18 protein-coding genes are annotated in these 17,050 nt (G+C 43.2%); 13 read left to right on the top strand and 5 right to left on the bottom strand.

All coding sequences use genetic code 11. From position 1 onward, the window contains the following. The first annotated feature begins 231 nt into the window (after positions 1–231). Positions 232–1,875, top strand: coding sequence for an extracellular solute-binding protein (locus QNO02_RS13440; RefSeq protein ID WP_289392367.1), 1,644 nt, complete (start codon positions 232–234; stop codon positions 1,873–1,875). Positions 1,876–1,958: 83 nt separating this feature from the next. Here the strand turns inward: QNO02_RS13440 and QNO02_RS13445 are convergent, their stop codons facing one another. Continuing rightward, positions 1,959–2,219 carry a hypothetical protein gene (locus tag QNO02_RS13445; protein ID WP_289392371.1) on the bottom strand — a complete coding sequence of 87 codons (261 nt, stop codon included), beginning with the start codon at positions 2,217–2,219 and terminating at the stop codon, positions 1,959–1,961. Between the two features lie 95 nt (positions 2,220–2,314). After that, entirely contained in the window at positions 2,315–2,443 is a 129-nt protein-coding gene (locus QNO02_RS13450) for a DUF4023 family protein (RefSeq protein WP_047842809.1), read from the bottom strand. 205 nt (positions 2,444–2,648) lie between these two features. Between QNO02_RS13450 and QNO02_RS13455 the strand changes: the two genes are divergently transcribed. The 4 genes from QNO02_RS13455 to QNO02_RS13470 all read left to right on the top strand — a co-directional run bounded on the left by QNO02_RS13455 (position 2,649) and on the right by QNO02_RS13470 (position 6,116). Then, positions 2,649–3,401 carry a TrmB family transcriptional regulator gene (locus tag QNO02_RS13455; protein WP_289392374.1) on the top strand — a complete coding sequence of 251 codons (753 nt, stop codon included), beginning with the start codon at positions 2,649–2,651 and terminating at the stop codon, positions 3,399–3,401. A 124-nt stretch (positions 3,402–3,525) separates the two neighbouring features. Next, entirely contained in the window at positions 3,526–4,689 is a 1,164-nt protein-coding gene (locus QNO02_RS13460) for an MFS transporter (protein ID WP_289392375.1), read from the top strand. A gap of 219 nt (positions 4,690–4,908) precedes the next feature. After that, on the top strand, positions 4,909–5,475 hold the full coding sequence (locus QNO02_RS13465) for a sugar O-acetyltransferase (protein WP_289392376.1): 567 nt from the start codon (positions 4,909–4,911) through the stop codon (positions 5,473–5,475). A 38-nt stretch (positions 5,476–5,513) separates the two neighbouring features. Further along, entirely contained in the window at positions 5,514–6,116 is a 603-nt protein-coding gene (locus tag QNO02_RS13470) for a sugar O-acetyltransferase (protein WP_289392767.1), read from the top strand. Between the two features lie 193 nt (positions 6,117–6,309). Here the strand turns inward: QNO02_RS13470 and QNO02_RS13475 are convergent, their stop codons facing one another. Beyond that, entirely contained in the window at positions 6,310–7,743 is a 1,434-nt protein-coding gene (locus QNO02_RS13475; RefSeq protein ID WP_289392377.1) for a glycoside hydrolase family 1 protein, read from the bottom strand. Between the two features lie 341 nt (positions 7,744–8,084). Between QNO02_RS13475 and QNO02_RS13480 the strand changes: the two genes are divergently transcribed. Beyond that, positions 8,085–9,053 (top strand): LacI family DNA-binding transcriptional regulator, encoded by a 969-nt coding sequence (locus QNO02_RS13480; RefSeq protein ID WP_289392379.1) that lies wholly within the window; start codon positions 8,085–8,087, stop codon positions 9,051–9,053. 196 nt (positions 9,054–9,249) lie between these two features. Continuing rightward, complete coding sequence (locus QNO02_RS13485; protein ID WP_306068467.1) at positions 9,250–9,552, top strand: DUF3817 domain-containing protein; 303 nt, start codon at positions 9,250–9,252, stop codon at positions 9,550–9,552. A gap of 79 nt (positions 9,553–9,631) precedes the next feature. Here QNO02_RS13485 and QNO02_RS13490 read toward each other — a convergent pair whose 3' ends face one another. Next, positions 9,632–9,769, bottom strand: coding sequence for a hypothetical protein (locus QNO02_RS13490; protein ID WP_167350856.1), 138 nt, complete (start codon positions 9,767–9,769; stop codon positions 9,632–9,634). Between the two features lie 118 nt (positions 9,770–9,887). Between QNO02_RS13490 and QNO02_RS13495 the strand changes: the two genes are divergently transcribed. The 6 genes from QNO02_RS13495 to QNO02_RS13520 all read left to right on the top strand — a co-directional run bounded on the left by QNO02_RS13495 (position 9,888) and on the right by QNO02_RS13520 (position 16,498). Further along, positions 9,888–10,232, top strand: a complete 345-nt coding sequence (locus tag QNO02_RS13495) for a thioredoxin family protein (protein WP_289392382.1) — start codon at positions 9,888–9,890, stop codon at positions 10,230–10,232. Positions 10,233–10,412: 180 nt separating this feature from the next. Next, positions 10,413–11,435, top strand: a complete 1,023-nt coding sequence (locus QNO02_RS13500; protein ID WP_076330992.1) for a LacI family DNA-binding transcriptional regulator — start codon at positions 10,413–10,415, stop codon at positions 11,433–11,435. A gap of 116 nt (positions 11,436–11,551) precedes the next feature. Next, complete coding sequence (locus tag QNO02_RS13505; protein ID WP_206105737.1) at positions 11,552–12,541, top strand: ABC transporter permease; 990 nt, start codon at positions 11,552–11,554, stop codon at positions 12,539–12,541. Between the two features lie 16 nt (positions 12,542–12,557). Continuing rightward, complete coding sequence (locus tag QNO02_RS13510; RefSeq protein WP_017688674.1) at positions 12,558–13,445, top strand: carbohydrate ABC transporter permease; 888 nt, start codon at positions 12,558–12,560, stop codon at positions 13,443–13,445. Positions 13,446–13,485: 40 nt separating this feature from the next. Continuing rightward, the gene (locus QNO02_RS13515; RefSeq protein WP_353959120.1) at positions 13,486–15,126 is read left to right on the top strand and encodes a type 2 periplasmic-binding domain-containing protein; all 1,641 of its coding nucleotides are present in this window, start codon (positions 13,486–13,488) and stop codon (positions 15,124–15,126) included. A 22-nt stretch (positions 15,127–15,148) separates the two neighbouring features. After that, on the top strand, positions 15,149–16,498 hold the full coding sequence (locus QNO02_RS13520) for a glycoside hydrolase family 30 protein (RefSeq protein ID WP_289392385.1): 1,350 nt from the start codon (positions 15,149–15,151) through the stop codon (positions 16,496–16,498). Positions 16,499–16,608: 110 nt separating this feature from the next. Here the strand turns inward: QNO02_RS13520 and QNO02_RS13525 are convergent, their stop codons facing one another. Continuing rightward, positions 16,609–17,016: a hypothetical protein gene (locus tag QNO02_RS13525; protein WP_240767997.1), complete on the bottom strand. Its 408-nt coding sequence runs from the start codon at positions 17,014–17,016 to the stop codon at positions 16,609–16,611. Positions 17,017–17,050: the final 34 nt, after the last annotated feature.

A 17,050-nucleotide genomic window follows, 5' to 3' on the forward strand; every position in this document is an offset into this window, starting at 1 on the left:
ATGAACGGAGAGAGCAGAAAGAATCTGAAGAAGCGGAGCTAAAAGCTTTCTGTGGAAAGCTACTTCGTAAGCATAAACTCGCCTTTATCAACAGATTTCTCCCTTGGAAAAAGGGATAAAGGAAATCTGGGGATAACAGTGATCGGAAGGTTATTCTGCTATCGGAGTGGATGTTTAATATTTATAGTTCATCTTATATACCTCACGGGAGGAGAAAAAAGGGGGATTCACATGAATATATCATTCAAGAAGTTCTCATTATTAACATTAACCATGGTACTGGCCACCACACTTGCTGCCTGTTCGTCTGGTGCGGGAAGTGCCGAGAAGGAAGCTGAGTCGAACACACAGCAGGATGCGGGAGGACCACTTACGAAATATGACCCACCCATTAAATTGACTTCCACCATGAATGAAACGGGGAAAGAATCGCTCGCTCAAGGAGATACACACGCCAATAACATCTGGACCAGAGGGTACAAGGATGAACTCGGTATTGATGTAACGTACGAATGGATTGTTCCAGATGCCAATTATAACGATAAGATGAATGTTACGCTGGCGAGTGGTGATCTGCCGGATGTACTGAAAGTGAGTGCTGTTCAATTCGAACAACTGCATGAAGCGGGAATGCTGGAGGATCTGACCGAAGTATATGACAAGTATGCATCCGAACTGGTGAAGGAGTTCATGTCTGCTGAGGATGGAGCAGGTTTGAAGCCGGTAACGAAGGATGGCAAAATATACGCCATGGTGAGTTTTCCAGGCTCGCTGGATTCCTCGGATATGATCTGGATTCGTCAGGATTGGCTGAAAAAGGTCGGTCTTGAAGCGCCCAAATCCATGCAGGATGTCATCCAGATTGCGGAAGCCTTTACCTTCGAAGATCCAGACGGAAATGGCAAAGATGATACGTACGGCATTGCCTTGAATAAAGATTTACCTATAAACGCGTTCTTGCTTGGTTATCATGGTTATCTCGAAACCTGGATTAAGGATGCTTCAGGTCAAGTCGTGAATGGAACGATTCAACCGGAAGTGAAAGAAGGATTACGTGAGCTTCAGACTCTGTATCAGAAGGGTGTGCTTGATCCCGAATTTGGCGTTAAGGATTTTGCTAAAATGATGGAGGATTTGAATGCAGGCAAGTCAGGCATGTTCTTCCTGCCACAATGGGCACCTTTTCAGGTTAGCAGCATGATCAAAAAAGACAAAAACATCGACTGGATGGCTTACCCGGTTCAATCGATTGATGATCAACCAGCAAAAACACAGAATCATCTTAGTCTGGGCGGTATATTTGCCGTTCGCAAAGGCTACGAGCATCCGGAAGCGTTAATCAAGTTGCTCAATTTCCAGGCTGAAAAAATGTTCGGTGAGTCTGCCAAGGAAGAACGGGCTGCTTACTTAAATGGACTGACAGGTCTTGGTTTTCATAATGCAACGGTCTCCAACCTGCCAGCCAACAAAAATGTGAAGGCACAGGATGAAGTAGAGCAGGCGCTCAAAACAGGAGATACGTCAGGATTGGAACTGGAAGCGAAGCTATTCTATGACGATATTATGGATTATCGGAATGGGAATCTCGACAAGTGGCATATGGAGCGTATCTTTGGCCCAGAGAGTTCACAAGGTGTGATTAAATATTATCGGGATAACGACCTTATTGTCATGAATGAATTCATCTATGCACCGACGAGAACAATGAATACGAAGCAAGCAACACTGGATAAACTGAGAGCCGAGACGTTTCTGAAAATCATCTATGGTAACTTGTCAATTGACGAGTTTGATAACTTTGTAGCCAATTGGAAGAAACTTGGCGGGGATCAGATCACACAAGAAGTAAATGATACCATCGCAGCTAACCAATAGAAGGACTAATTGATATAATCCAAGAATGAAAAATGAAAAAATGGTGCGCTCCCCTAAGGAGAGGCACCGTTTTTTAATTCGGATTATCTGCGTTTCAATAACAGAACTCCACTGATTGCTGACGTTTTCTGGCGGTACACCACTTTGAATCCAATATCATTGTCCAGCAAGCAGTTCAGTGCATTGATCAGCCGTGCACCGGGAACCAGTGTGAATGTACATGGAGAAGTATTACCAATCACGCGTACACTTTGGATTCTGCGCGCAGAACCGGGAATAAGCGGATTTCTAGACCAATAGATTAATACCAAATCTGGTTGTGGAACAGCATTGACACGAGCCATACTAATCATCTCTTTTCTATTAAAGGTTCTTAATAGTAGATGAAAAGTAGAGGAAAGGGTGTTAGACGGAAGTCATGCTGTTCAATAAATAGACTCTACTTATTCGTAGAGTGCTGTTTCGATGGCAACTTGTCCCCTGGCGTTCCCTTGCCGTTGTTTTTATTGTGACGCGCTTTTTCGGCATTTTCGTTAACTTTCTTCACAAAATCTTGAGTGCTTTCCATTTGAAATTACAGCTCCTTCTACAAGCAAAATGTGTATTCCCGATTGTTAATATAACCATTGGAAAGCAATTTTATTTTGGTGACATCGCTAAATTTAATTTTGATTCCACATTCCTAGGTCAGTTGGGACATACTGGACATGGGAAGTTCATGCGTCTAAACTAGATAGACCAGACATAATAAGAAGGGATGCGCCGATCCAAATATGTTGCAGAAATTCGGTTTTACACAATATGAAAGTCAGGTATACGAGGCTATATTTGCACAGGATGAACCGCTTGATGCTACATCCATTGTTAATTACTCCAACGTTCCCAAAGCCAAAATCTATGAGGTACTCAATCGGCTGATCGATAAGGGAACGGTGCTGACAACGATGGATGGAAAGAAGAAATTATATATGGCCGTGGATATTCAGTCCATTATTCATAAGATCAAGGCTGATTTTGATAAAGATATTGAGGAACTGAAGAGTTACAAAATCAAACGTACATTCACGGATGAACATATCTGGACGTTAAAAGATGAGTCATCCATCGCATCCAACATTGAACAACTTATCGAGGAAGCGGAATCATCGATTCTTTTTCTGGCATGGAATGAGCGAATGGAGAAATATCGTGAACTGCTGGAGCAGAAGGAAAAGCAGGGAGTATATGTTGAAGTGTTAGCCGTTGGGGGCATGGAGACATCCTTAACCCGGAAATACTCGTTGATACCACTACTTGACGCGCCGGAGCCATCGCAACTGCTCATTGTAGACCATGCTTATCTGTTGTTTGCCGGTGTGGAACACGATTCATGGCGAGCCATCAAGACGATGTCCAAACCGATTGTTAAAGCGATGACTGATTATTTCTACCATGATGTTGCCCTTACTCAAATTACCAAAAAATACGGTGACCAACTGTTACAGGATGCTGAGATCGAGCGTTTGCTCACCAGGTTGATCTATTAAAACTATTCTCTTGGAGAATAGTTTTTTTGTTATATCTTTGTTTGAAAAAATCATGAAAATAACTATTGAAACTTTCAATATTATGAGTTACTATCGTAGTTGTAACTTTTGAGGAGGATTCAAAATGAATAAGAAAGTATATGTGCTTGCTATCGCAGCATTTGTGGTCGGAACCGTTGAACTGATCTTGGGCGGAATTCTGGACCTGATTGCTACGGATCTTTATCTTTCCCTGGCGAAAGCCGGGTATTTAATTTCTATTTTCTCACTTGTCTATGCGTTGTCTGCGCCAATTTTATTAAATATAACGGCCAGATTCGAGCGTAAAAAAGTATATATGTGTACGCTGCTTGTATTTCTAATCAGTAATCTGATCTCTGCGTTCAGTACCAGCTTTTATATGCTGATGGCAGGTAGAGCACTCGGAGCCGCAACAGGTTCCCTTATTTTTGTGCTCTCCCTGACCCTTGCAGCGCGCATTGTGGAACCACAGTATAAAGGACGCGCCGTGGGGATTATTACAATGGGAGGCAGTGCATCACTTATCCTGGGTGTACCACTTGGTATCTTTGTAGGTAACTTGGCAGGTTGGCGTGAGGTGTTTATGCTGATTGCTATTCTGACTGCAGTGGTTATGGTAGCCATCTGGATTGCAATGGACCGTGTGCAGCCTATTCCTGCTGTATCCTTGAAGAAACAGCTTACGGCTCTGTGGAATCCAAAAATGTTGGCGATCCATGCTACGACTTTGCTTGTACTTGCTGGTCACTTGACTTTATATGCGTATTTCACACCATTTCTGCAAGAAACGCTGGGTGCCAGCGCGACGATGGTTACCTTTATCTATATGATGTTTGGGATCGCCGCTGTTGCAGGGGGAGGCATAGGGGGCATGTTATCCGATCGTCTGCACCCTGCTAAAGCAATAGTCATTGTGCTGATTCCCTTTATCGTGAGTATGGCTGTCATTCCGTTCAGTGTGGGATTGCCTTTGATCGTCTTCTTGCTGCTGTTAAGCATCTGGAGTGCACTGAGCTGGACCGTTACACCTGTACAGAATAGTCTCATTATCAAAACGTCGCCGGAAACAGCTGAAACACTAATCAGCACCAATTCAGGTATTGCACATGCAGGTATTGCACTGGGTACCTATATCGGCGGCATGGTGATTGATCATTCATCGATTCTGAACACCGGATGGGTTGGTTCTGTTCTGATTTTGCTTGGTTTGGTGTCTGCCATCTATGCCATTAGCGTTAAGGAAAAAACCGTTCAGGCGGTTGCTTAGAATAAAGAAATTAGACAAAAAGCTTGAACCTCTGCATTCCCATAGTTTAATGGGTGTAGAGGTTTTTTTGCCGTTTCGCTAGAGTACGCGTCAGTAGATTAAACCATTTTCATATCGAGCAAAACTTGCTTAATTCATGGTAATCTATATAATTAAAATAGTTTTAAAAAGTATTATTTAATGTTGAATTACATGATGTGTATTGAAGGAGCGGTGATCATGACTACGAAGACGGAAAAACAAAAAATGCTGGATGGCGAGCTGTACATGGCTTCGGATCTTCAGTTGTCTGAGGACAGAGAGTATGCAAGGAAAATGACTCGGACGTTTAATCAAACGACGGAAACGGACGGTGAGCTTCGCACCAAGTTATTGAAGGAACTGTTGGGATCTACAGGTGAACACCTGAGTATGGAACCTAATATTCATGTGGATTATGGATATAACATTCATGTAGGCAATCATTTTTATACCAATTTTAACTGTACGATATTAGATGTGTGTGAAGTTCGTATTGGAGACCATTGCTTAATGGGGCCAGATGTACATATCTATACGGCTACTCATCCACTCCATCCGCATGAACGCAATACGGGTGCAGAATATGGCAAGCCAGTCACGATTGGCAATAATGTATGGATTGGTGGTAGAGCCGTTATTAATCCGGGTGTGACCATTGGAGACAACGTAGTCATTGCTTCCGGGTCGGTGGTTACAAAGGATGTTCCGGATAATATGATTGTAGGCGGTAATCCTGCTAGAATCATTAGAGAGATTGAGCTTTAATTTATTTTAGACAGAAGATGGGAAGTGCTTACGAAATGATGACTGAAAAAGAGAAATCCCAATTAGGGCTCTTGTATAACGCCAATTATGATCAAGAGTTAATTGAAGAGCGTTTACATGCCAAAGGGCTTTGTTACGAATACAACCAGCTTCATCCAGGGAAGATTAATGAAAGAGAAGCGTTAATCAAGAAACTGCTGGGGAAAACGACGGATCGTTTCCTGATTGAACAGCCATTTGTATGTGATTACGGCTATAATATTGAAATTGGTGAGAACTTCTATAGCAATCATAATATTGTCATGCTGGATGGAGGAAAAATCAGTTTTGGAGATAACGTTTTTGTTGCTCCCAATTGCGGATTTTATACTGCAGGCCACCCTTATGATGTTGAGCAGCGCAATGAAGGTCTGGAGATCGTTGGACCCATCACGGTGGGCAATAATGTATGGATCGGTGGCGGTGTGACAGTTCTTGCCGGAGTGACGATTGGAGATAATACGATCATCGGCGCAGGGAGCGTAGTCACCAAGAGTATACCGTCTGGCGTGATTGCTGCGGGTAATCCTTGCAGGGTCATTCGCAAGATAACGGAAGAAGACAAAACAAAGTACAGCAGGGATGTAGTGAAGAACATATAGTGAAGAATAAATAGTGAACAATGTGATAGTAGCTAATGAGAATGCCCGATGTGTAGCATCGGGTGTTTCTTTTTGAAAATAAAAATAAATCCCCCAGACAGAAAACATGCCAAGGTATCGTATAACCGACACTTTTTCATGTGATTTGTCTGAGGGATAGAAGAATGTATCTGTTACATTTGCTTAAAGATCCTTAACGCTGCAAACTTTTCCCGTTACTGCTGATCACTTCTTTGTACCAATGGAAGGATTTCTTGCGATAACGTTCGAGTGTTCCTGATCCATCGTCATGACGATCCACATAGATATAACCATAACGTTTTTTCAACTGGGCAGAAGACGCACTGACAACATCAATGCAACCCCATGATGTATAACCCATAATTTCAACGCCATCTTCAATGGCTTCGCCAACCTGAACCAGATGATCATTCAGATACTGGATGCGGTAGTCATCTTCAACCGTTTTTTTGCCGTCAGCACCCGTGATCAACTCATCAACAGCACCAAGACCATTTTCTACAATAAACAGTGGTTTTTGATAGCGGTCATAGAACATGTTAAGGACATAACGCAATCCTTGCGGATCAATCTGCCATCCCCATTCACTTGCTGGCAGATAAGGGTTAGGTACACCCCCAAGCAGATTACCTTCACCTGCGATTTGTTTCTCCGGGTCTGCTGTCTGACAGATACTCATGTAATAACTGAAAGAGATAAAGTCTACCGTATTCAGCAACATTTCCTCGTCGCCAGCTTCCATCTGAATCTCAATTCCATTTTCACGGAAGTAACGTTTCATATAACCAGGGTAGCGACCTCTTACGTGTACATCACCGAAGAAATAGTTGCTATGTTCGAATTCCATGACTTTGATCATATCGTCTGGATTTGGTGTCAGCGGGTAGGTAGGCATACTGAGCATCATACAACCAATCTGTGCTGTAGGAATGATCTCATGACAGAGCTTCACAGCGGAGGCACTGGCTACAAACTCATGATGGATCGCTTGATACAGATCTTGTTTGCTGAGCTTCTCCTTCGGCGTATAGATGCCACCGCTCATGAATGGTGCTTCAAGGATCGAATTGATTTCGTTAAAAGTAAGCCAATATTTTACCTTGTTTTTATAACGTTTAAATACGGCAGTTACATAACGCTCATAGAATCCAACCATTTTTCGGTTAACCCAGCCGTCGTATTCTTTGGACAAGTGAAGAGGTGTCTCATAGTGGGATAGTGTAACCAGAGGTTCGATCCCATATTTGTGACACTCGTCAAACAGATCGTCGTAGAATTTCAGCCCTTCTTCATTTGGTTCCAGCTCGTCCCCTTTTGGGAAAATCCGGGACCAGGCGATGGAAGTACGGAATACCTTGAAGCCCATCTCGGCAAACAGTTTCACATCTTCCTTATAGCGATGGTATAAATCAATACCGATCAGTTTCATGTTATCTTCGGTTGGTTCTTCCGTGATTGGGCCCATGATACCTTTGGGAGCTACATCTTGAGTAGATAATCCTTTGCCGCCTTGATTGTATGCACCTTCAGCCTGATTGGCTGCAATTGCGCCACCCCACAGGAAATTTTCCGGGAATTGATAGGTTTGATTTTGAGAGTTAATCATGTGTATCGCTCCATTCATCAAATTGATTTTAAGAGGTTGTTCGAAAAGCCCGCTTTTGATTACAAAGGATGCCTAACGGCATCATCTGCATCGAATATGGCATTCAGCCGAAATGTCCGTTGCTCACGTAGTTTTCCCTACGCTCTGCTACTCCATTTCTAGCTTCATCCCATCTTCTCGGTACTGAAAACCGGTCTTTTTGAACACGCACTTTAAGATGATTCATATATGACATAAAAAAAGCTTAAACGTTGTAACGGGTTACACGTCAAGTTTTACTTTTGACCCAGATCTGAGGCATACTATTATTCTATAGTTCGTTAGCAAGAAGGGAGTCTCCGATGTCCAAGTTTGATGAAATTATGAAGCGGTCGGGTTACTCAAAGGCGACAGTGTCACGCGTGATTAATCATTCTCCGCATGTTAGTGATGAAGCAAGACAGATCATAACGGATATTATGAAACAGTTGAATTATATTCCCAACCGAAATGCGGTATCGTTATCGACAGGGCAAACAAAACAGATTGGAATTGTGACTTCTACCACAGGTGAGATTATTCTTACATTCATGAATCAATTCATTGATACAGCCATGGATTTTGGGTTTCAGACGATTATCTATACATCCCGTGGAGATCCAGAGATTGAATTACAGGCATTCGAAGATCTGCGCAGTAAACGAGTTGATGGGCTAGTTATTATTGCTTGTGTCAATGATCCTCGGAAATTAAAGGCTTATATGGAGTATGGACCCATTGTCTCCTGGCAGCGAATGGGGAATGACGAGATTCCGTCTGTCGCGATGGATCAGGCAGAAGGGTATAAGTTAGCTCTGGAGCATCTGGTATCAAGAGGATACACCCGAATTGCCAATGCATTTGGCAGGGCTGAAAGTTTGAATACCCAGAGCCGCCGTAAAGCCTATGAATCTTTCATGAAGAGCAGAGGGTTGCATGTGTGGACTGAAGCATATCAATATTCCGTATTTAGCTCCTCCGACGGCGAAGAAGCGATGCGAAGAATGGCTGAGGGACCAGAACTTCCACAGGCCGTATTATGTTCGAATGATTATGCAGCCATCGGTATTCTGAGTGAAGCACGCAGACGAAATATTCAGGTACCAGAACAACTCGCCATTGTGGGGTTTGATGATATCGAGCTTTCCCGTGTTCTTGAAATCACGACCATACACAATCCGATTGCGGAGCAAGCCACCCAGGCTTTCCATCACTTGTGGGCTGTATTGGGTAAAACGGAGTTGCAGTCTGAACAGTTGACATATCAGCTGATTGAGCGTGAGACAACTTGAATCCATAAGACCTGATGTGGAAATCTGGTTTTATGGATTCAATAATTATTCAAATTTGAAGCATCTTCGAATCGGACACATACGTTATACTGAATATGAGCTTCAGAACGACATATCTGTACGGAGATGTGGCGTGAGGTTTTTGTATCATGTTACAAGTTACATATTTCACAAACGATTAGCAGGAAAGGTGAGAATGGACTTTATGAAGACAGTGACAGGCCGATTCAGAATTGCGGGCATATGGGAGGGTGTATCCTTACTTCTGTTGATTTTTATTGCTATGCCTCTGAAATATTTTGCAGATATCTCTTCCGCTGTAGCCGTAATGGGCATGATTCATGGTATTTTGTTTCCTTTGTACCTTATTGCGCTAGTTCACTTGGCTCTGGTCAAAAAGTGGAAGATAACGCGTTGGCTGATGGGTGGACTCGCCGGTCTACTGCCGTTTGGAACTTTTGTATTTGAATCTTATCTTCGGAAGAGAGATTGGAAATAAAAATCTATAAGAATAAATGAAAGCAGGCGACTAATTCAGATGTTATCCGAATTGTCGCCTGTTACTTTCTGTACAAGTACTACTTTACTGTACCTTGTTGACGATCAGACAATAAGCTGACTCCAATATCGCCAGAGGCATTCGACACAGGTGCATACGCCGAGAAGGAAGTAACAACTACCAGCGCAGTGAACAGAAACAAGAATGATTTTTTCATACCATAACCTCTTTCATATGGGGATATATTCCATTTGATTCTAACGCACATAGGCTATACTTGAAAAGAAAAAGTTTAAATGAGCAAGCTATTGAATGACTGAAAGGGTTGAGGTTCTATGAAAGATATTCATGAGTTAACATCCATAGAAATGGTTGAAGAAGCTATTCAACAACATGAATTGGTTTTTTTGTATGTATCTCGTCCAGATTGCAGTGTATGTCACGCTTTACTCCCCAAGATCAGGGCGTTGCTTGAACCTTATCCATCCATATACCTCGGTCACATTAATGCTAACGAAGTGGAAGAGGTTGCATCCAAGTTTCTTATTTTTACCGTTCCAACAATGATCATGCTTGTGGAGCAGAAGGAATATATTCGAGCGGATCGTTTTGTTCGCTTGGAACGTCTGGAAGAGCAGCTGCAACAGATTCACTCCATGTATGTCCAAGATGAGGAATAGAAAGCTAAAGCTTCATGAACGGCGGCTCATACATGAGCCGTTTTTTTGCGCCCGCAGTGGCATATAGCTATGAATAAAGTACATGATGCTTGAACTCGCAAATTAAAGTGTTGCCATGAAAACGGTTTTATGATAATTTAAACATTATAAAAACGTTTTTATAGTAAAGGAACAAAACTTATGGCAAAGATAACGATTAAAGATGTAGCAAGGGAAGCGGGCGTATCCATATCTACGGTCTCCAACGCCTTGAATGGTGTGGATGTCTTGAACCCGGAGACAAAATCACATGTTCTTAAGGTGGCAGAGCGTTTAAATTATGTGCCCAATCTGAATGGCAAGCTGTTGAAGTCCGGTCAAACCAAAATGCTCGGTTTTTTCACTACAAGTGTTTCGGGTCCGTATTTCTATAAGCTGGTTGAGTCGATGTCTCGCGAATGTGATCGTCTTGGGTATGGTTTGAATGTATTTGTGACCAAGGATAAACACGTTATTATGAGTAATATTCTGGGTCGGCGGGTGGATGGTGTCATTATCTACGAAGAGCTTAGGATCGATGAGCAAGATATTATCGCCATGGAGAAAGACAAAATCAAGGCTGTTTTTCTGGATCGGGTCTATCAGAGCGATACGATGGGAAGTGTCATTTTTGACTCGTATGTGGCGGCTTATGAAGCAACCAAGTATTTAATTGGGCTGGGGCACAAGAAAATTGCTTATATTTCGGGTGTGGACACGATGTTTGACAGTGTACAGCGTAGGGATGGCTATCTGGCTGCCTTGCGTGAATACCAGCTTCCAATCGATGAAGATTACATTATACAAGGGTACTTTGAGGAGGAGAGCACGTATAGTGCGATAAAATCTTTTCTTCATTTACACCCCGGCAAGCGGCCTGATGCATTTCTTGCAGGGAATGACTTGAGTGCAATTGGCTGTATGCATGCGTTGAAGTCTGAGGGCTTTGAAGTGCCTCAAGATGTTAGCGTCGTGGGTTTTGACGATATTGATATCGCACAGTATTTTTCTCCACCGCTTACAACGGTAAGAAATCAAATTGCAAGACAGGGTATCCTAGCAATCAATCAACTGGTGGGTATGATCAAGGAGAAAGAACAAGGGGCTGCACAGAAATTGGCGGGTGAGCTGGTGGTTAGAGGTTCAAGCCATGTGAAGATCGACCGGAAAGATTATCGTACATAAGCTGACTCATCTTCTCCGGTCTTTTTTTACATAAATATAAACAAAGGGGGTTTTTATGCCGAAAAATAAAAACGTTTTTATAAACATACATGCATGATGGAGGGGAGTAAAAAAACGTGGATAAATTAGCCGTAGAGACATCAACCGGTAAAAATACGATCAGTCCCAACGGGAAGAAACCCATTGGACAACGGATTAAAGAATTCATAGTCGATTATCGGAGACAATGGGAGATTCAATCGATGATTATCCCGGGCATTATCTTTATGATTATTTTCTGTTATATCCCGATTTACGGTTTGACGATTGCTTTCAAAAATTACACGGTCATTGATACGCTGGCTACCGCTCCTTGGGTAGGGCTGGATAATTTCAGAATCATTTTATCAGACAAATACTTCTGGGATGCAGTTGTGAATACGCTGGGGATCAGTTTTTTGAAATTAGGTATCGGGTTTGTCATTCCGATCATTCTCGCGATCATGATCTACGAGTTAAACAGCGGACGATTCAAGAAGTTTGTGCAAACGGTTTCATATTTACCTCACTTTTTGTCCTGGATTGTACTTGGGGGAATGCTTATCACCTGGTTTTCAACCACGGGGTTATTTAATCAATTATTGCTTAGTCTGGGAGTGATCTCGCAACCGCAGAACATCTTGCTGGATGCAGGCAAGTACTGGTGGATTGCTACGTTATCGGATATTTGGAAAGAAGCAGGTTGGGGAACGATTCTGTATCTGGCGATCATGGCAAAGATTGACCCAACATACTATGAAGCTGCCAAAATTGATGGTGCAAGCCGTCTCAGACAGATCTGGAATATCACATTGCCTAATATGAGATCAATCATCAGCCTAAATCTGATTCTAACTGTAAGCGGTTTATTAGGGTCGAATCTGGATCAGACCCTGGTGCTCATGAACTCCCAAAACCGCGACAAAGCGGAAGTCATCAATTCGTACGTCTATCGTATGGGGATGTCTCAGGGTGACTTTTCATATGCAACGGCCGTTGGCTTGGGTGTCTCAATCATTTCTGTCATTCTACTCGTCACGGCAAACAAAATCACAAGCAAATTAAACGATAATCAATCTGTGTTGTAAGAAGGAGGCATCCCGCGTGAATGGAAAGGTGGCAAAAGAAGATCTAGATAGTCGGATCTTTGATACGTTAAACATGATTTTGTTAATCATCTGTACGATCGTTATTCTGGTTCCGCTCTGGAATGTCATCATCTCTTCCTTTAGTTCAGGCAAGGCACTGGCGGAAGGTGGATTCATCTTCTGGTCACCGGAATTCTCGCTGGAGAATTACAGAGCGGTATTCAATGATCAGGGTATCTGGCAGGCATTCTTCATATCAGTTTCCAAAACAACGATTGGCGTTGTTACACATGTGTTCTTCTGTGCCATGGTTGGTTACGGTCTGAGCAAAAAGTACATAAGAGGCCGTAAATTATACGTTGCTATGGGTGTTATTACAATGTTCTTCTCGGGCGGCATGATACCGACATACCTGTTAATCAAATCACTTGGCCTGCTTAACAGCTTCTGGGTGTACATTATCCCGGCGTTATTCAGCTTCTATGATGTCGTGATTCTGATGAATTTCTTCCGGAATGTCCCGGATTCTCTGGAAGAATCGGCCAAGATTGACGGTGCAGGGGATTGGCATATTTTCCTGAAAATCTTTATTCCGCTCTCCATGCCTGCCATGGCTACAATTGCGCTATTTAATGGGGTGGGGCAATGGAACGACTTCATGACAACCAAGTTATACATTACTGATCAGTCACTGTATCCACTCCAGATGATGCTGTATGAGATTATCGTTCAGTCACAGACACAATCCATGCAAAATGTCGGGGGTTCAGCTGTTATTGAAACAACGACCAAAGGCGTGCAGCTAGCCACCATTGTCATTACAACACTACCTATTGTGCTGATCTATCCCATCGTTCAGAGATACTTTATCTCGGGAATGATGCTGGGTGCGGTCAAGGAATAGGAGCAACAAATACCCCATTTTGAGGAGGAGCAAAAATATGATGAAGTTGAACAAGGCATCAGGCAAAAAAGGGATTAAATTGCTCGCAACACTACTCACTGCTGTACTTATGATTACAGGTTGCAGTGGTGGATCGGGGGGCTCCAGTGAAGGGAACTGGGTATCCATTGAAGATCGTTATACGGTTGACCCGGAAAAGCCGGCTTGGCAGTTGGATAAAAAGGAAGAGGCTACCGACCTGACGTGGTACGTCAATGCTGACTGGTGGAACACTGATTTTGGCAAGGACATTGTTACCAAGAAAATCAAAGAGGATCTGAACATTAATATTAAATTTATCACGGGTGATGATACCAAGTTAAACACCTTTTTCGCCGGTGGAGATATGCCTGACTTGCTGACAGTGTTTGACTCGAATTCTCCAGTGGTGCAAAAAGCTGCAACCTGGGCGATGCCGCTGAATGATCTGGCGGAGAAATATGATCCTTACTTCAATAAAGTTGCGGCTGCCGATACATTGAACTGGTTCCAATTGGCGGATGGTAAAACCTATGGTTACCCGAACTATTCCAATACACAAGAGGATTATGATAGCGGTAACATTCCTGCCAAAACGGCATTTATCATTCGTAAAGATGTGTACGAAGCTTTGGGTAGTCCGGTCATTGGAACGCCAGAAGAATTCCAGAGTGTGATGAAACGAATTAAGCAAGAGTTCCCTGCGCTGATTCCGTTTGGATTCAACTCTATAGGTGAAGGAACAGGTTCACTCGGGGATACGTTGCAAGATTTCATCGGTGTTCCGCTGGAAACTGAATCAGGAGAATTCTACGATCGTAATCTGGATGAAGATTACCTCACGTGGTTGAAAACATTGAACACCGTGTACAGAGACGGCAATATCAGTGATGACAGTTTTGCCGATGATGGAACTGCTTTTGAGGAAAAAGTGAAGTCCGGTAAATATGCAACCATGCTGCTTGACGGTACACCTCAACAAGGAGGAAACCTGCAAATCTACATGAGTGCCAATCCAGGCAAAGAATATGTTGCTATCGATGGACCACAGAGCACCAAAGGCAATGCACCAACATTGAATCAATCCGGAATAACCGGGTGGATGATCAATTTCATCTCCAAGGATTGTAAAGATCCGGCCAAGGCCATTCAGATTTTCACATACTTATTAAGTGAAGAAGGCCAGACACTCATGAATTACGGGATCGAGGGGGAAACCTACCAAACCAAAGCCGACGGTAGTGTAGAATTGCTACCAGCTGTGAAAGACCTGCAACTCAATAACGCGGATCAATTCAAAAAGGATTATCGGATGGGTGAATTTATGTTCTTCGGTCATGACCGCCACAAAGCACTCAGTGCAGATGCTTTTCCGGAAGCGATTAAACAGATGCAGGAGTGGGGCAAAGGCAAGCTGAAACCACACTTCATTCTGGAGAATATTAGCCCGGATCAAGGCACACCTGAAGCTCGTGCGTTGTCAGCAATCAATACGAAGTGGAATACAACACTGGTCAGTATGGTACGTTCCAAGGATGATGCCTCGTATGACAATGCACTGGCTTCTTACAAGTCATTTTTAGGTGAGAACCGTTGGGAAGAGATTGTGAAGGTACGCAGTGAAAAGATGAAAATGAACAAAGAGAAACTAGGCATTCAATAATAGAAATATGAAGGAGAATCCTATGACTACATTCAAAATGTACAAATCTACGGGTGAAGGAGATTTATTCGTGTCTCTATCCCAAGAGCAATTGAAACCACTGGATGCTGATAAGGAGACAACGACCATCCATCTGGATGATCAGCTAACGTATCAGGAGATGGACGGATTTGGTGCTTCTTTTACCGATTCATCTGCCTATTTGATCAACCAAATCTTGAGTGAGGAGCAACGGGATGAGGTCATGACCCGACTGTTCCATCCGGAGAAAGGGATCGGGCTGTCGGTCATCCGTAATCCGATGGGCGCTTCGGACTATGCGAGAACGGTATACAGTTATAACGATATGCCAGAACAGCAGACGGACCCCGAATTAACCCAATTCAGCATTGCACATGATGAAGGGGACGTTATTCCTTTAACACAACAGGCGTTGGCATTGAATCCTGAACTGAAGCTGTTTGCTTCACCATGGAGTGCACCCGGCTGGATGAAAACGAGCGGATCGATGATTACCGGACAATTAAAAACTGAATGGTATCCCGTTTATGCTGAATATTTCGTGAAATACATTCAAGCGTATGCAGAGCATGGATTACCGATCCATGCCATCACACCACAGAATGAGGCGCTTTATGAACCAGGGCACTATCCTGGTATGTTGATGCCAGCCGAAGCCCAAGCAGATTTTATCAAAAACCATCTTAAACCAGCCTTTGTGCAAAACGATATTCAAACTAAGATTCTCTGTTACGATCACAACTGGGATCAACCGGACTATCCCCTGACCGTACTTGAACAAGCGCGAGAGGAAGTGGATGGCGTAGCCTGGCATTGGTACGGGGGTGATGCTTCTGCTCAAACGAAGGTTTATGAAGCTTTTGCAGGTAAAGAAGTGCATTTCACTGAAGGTTCGGGTGGAGAGTGGATTCCGCCATTTGAGCAAGCCTTCTCAAATGTGATGCGAACGGGAATTCAAATTCTTCGCAATTACAGCAAGTCCTTTATACTTTGGAATATGGCACTTGATGAGAACAACGGGCCAACCGTTCCGGGATTTGGCCGCAGTACGTGTCGTGGGATCGTACAGGTGAATCAGCAAACAAAGGAACTTACGTATACACTTGATTATTATGCCTTGGCACATTTTAGTGCCTTGATCCGCCCCAAGGCTGTTCGGATCGAATCAACATCCAGTGATAATGGAATTTGTTCTGTGGCTTTTAAAAATGCCGATGGTTCCGTAGCTTTAGTCCTCTTTAATGATGGGGAGGAGACGGGCAACATACAGGTTAAGCTGCGCGACGATGTATTGATGAAGTTCCAGCTGGAAAGCAAGAGTGTCTTGTCCGTATTAATCACAGATTTATAAATGAACGGAGTTATACCAGGCTTCATCAGAAAAGAAACCAAAAGAAGCGATATCCGGAGTGTACACGGATATCGCTTCTTTTGGTGAATTTCATCTGATTCAGGGCTATATTATACGGGTTGAATGGCGAGATGGGGTGTCCCACTACTTTCATCAACGAACAGTATATATTGATTGCCAGCAGTCCCTGTTAAGACCAGACCGGGTTGACCTGCAACACCAGGATTGTAATATCTGAGTTGTTGCAAAACAGGTAGGGAGACTGGAAGAGTAGGTTGATTAAGTGCCATTAATTGTGTAGCGGCCTTAACGCTATCTCCAGCTTCAATTACTCCGCCTACACCCAAATGGTTGACAATCGAGGAGCTGGCGTTGATTTGAAGGCTGCCTGCTACGGTCTGACTACCATTGACTTGTAGATCGACACCAACGGTTTGATTACCATTAACGTGCAGATTTTGATTTATCGTCTGATTGCCGGTGACAAGGATACTATCAAATGTTGGCAAAGATATCATCTCCTATACAGTATTCATATATTCTATGAGGACA

Origin of the sequence: Paenibacillus sp. PK1-4R (genome assembly GCF_030369595.1) — a bacterium.
Lineage (GTDB): Bacteria > Bacillota > Bacilli > Paenibacillales > Paenibacillaceae > Paenibacillus.

Excerpts from the sequence above, each read along its gene's own strand:
- QNO02_RS13440 (WP_289392367.1), top strand. The coding sequence starts at position 232 with ATGAATATATCATTCAAGAAGTTCTCATTATTAACATTAACCATGGTA.
- QNO02_RS13445 (WP_289392371.1), bottom strand. The coding sequence starts at position 2,219 with ATGGCTCGTGTCAATGCTGTTCCACAACCAGATTTGGTATTAATCTAT.
- QNO02_RS13450 (WP_047842809.1), bottom strand. The coding sequence starts at position 2,443 with ATGGAAAGCACTCAAGATTTTGTGAAGAAAGTTAACGAAAATGCCGAA.
- QNO02_RS13455 (WP_289392374.1), top strand. The coding sequence starts at position 2,649 with ATGTTGCAGAAATTCGGTTTTACACAATATGAAAGTCAGGTATACGAG.
- QNO02_RS13460 (WP_289392375.1), top strand. The coding sequence starts at position 3,526 with ATGAATAAGAAAGTATATGTGCTTGCTATCGCAGCATTTGTGGTCGGA.
- QNO02_RS13465 (WP_289392376.1), top strand. The coding sequence starts at position 4,909 with ATGACTACGAAGACGGAAAAACAAAAAATGCTGGATGGCGAGCTGTAC.
- QNO02_RS13470 (WP_289392767.1), top strand. The coding sequence starts at position 5,514 with ATGACTGAAAAAGAGAAATCCCAATTAGGGCTCTTGTATAACGCCAAT.
- QNO02_RS13475 (WP_289392377.1), bottom strand. The coding sequence starts at position 7,743 with ATGATTAACTCTCAAAATCAAACCTATCAATTCCCGGAAAATTTCCTG.
- QNO02_RS13480 (WP_289392379.1), top strand. The coding sequence starts at position 8,085 with ATGTCCAAGTTTGATGAAATTATGAAGCGGTCGGGTTACTCAAAGGCG.
- QNO02_RS13485 (WP_306068467.1), top strand. The coding sequence starts at position 9,250 with ATGGACTTTATGAAGACAGTGACAGGCCGATTCAGAATTGCGGGCATA.
- QNO02_RS13490 (WP_167350856.1), bottom strand. The coding sequence starts at position 9,769 with ATGAAAAAATCATTCTTGTTTCTGTTCACTGCGCTGGTAGTTGTTACT.
- QNO02_RS13495 (WP_289392382.1), top strand. The coding sequence starts at position 9,888 with ATGAAAGATATTCATGAGTTAACATCCATAGAAATGGTTGAAGAAGCT.
- QNO02_RS13500 (WP_076330992.1), top strand. The coding sequence starts at position 10,413 with ATGGCAAAGATAACGATTAAAGATGTAGCAAGGGAAGCGGGCGTATCC.
- QNO02_RS13515 (WP_353959120.1), top strand. The coding sequence starts at position 13,486 with ATGAAGTTGAACAAGGCATCAGGCAAAAAAGGGATTAAATTGCTCGCA.
- QNO02_RS13520 (WP_289392385.1), top strand. The coding sequence starts at position 15,149 with ATGACTACATTCAAAATGTACAAATCTACGGGTGAAGGAGATTTATTC.
- QNO02_RS13525 (WP_240767997.1), bottom strand. The coding sequence starts at position 17,016 with ATGATATCTTTGCCAACATTTGATAGTATCCTTGTCACCGGCAATCAG.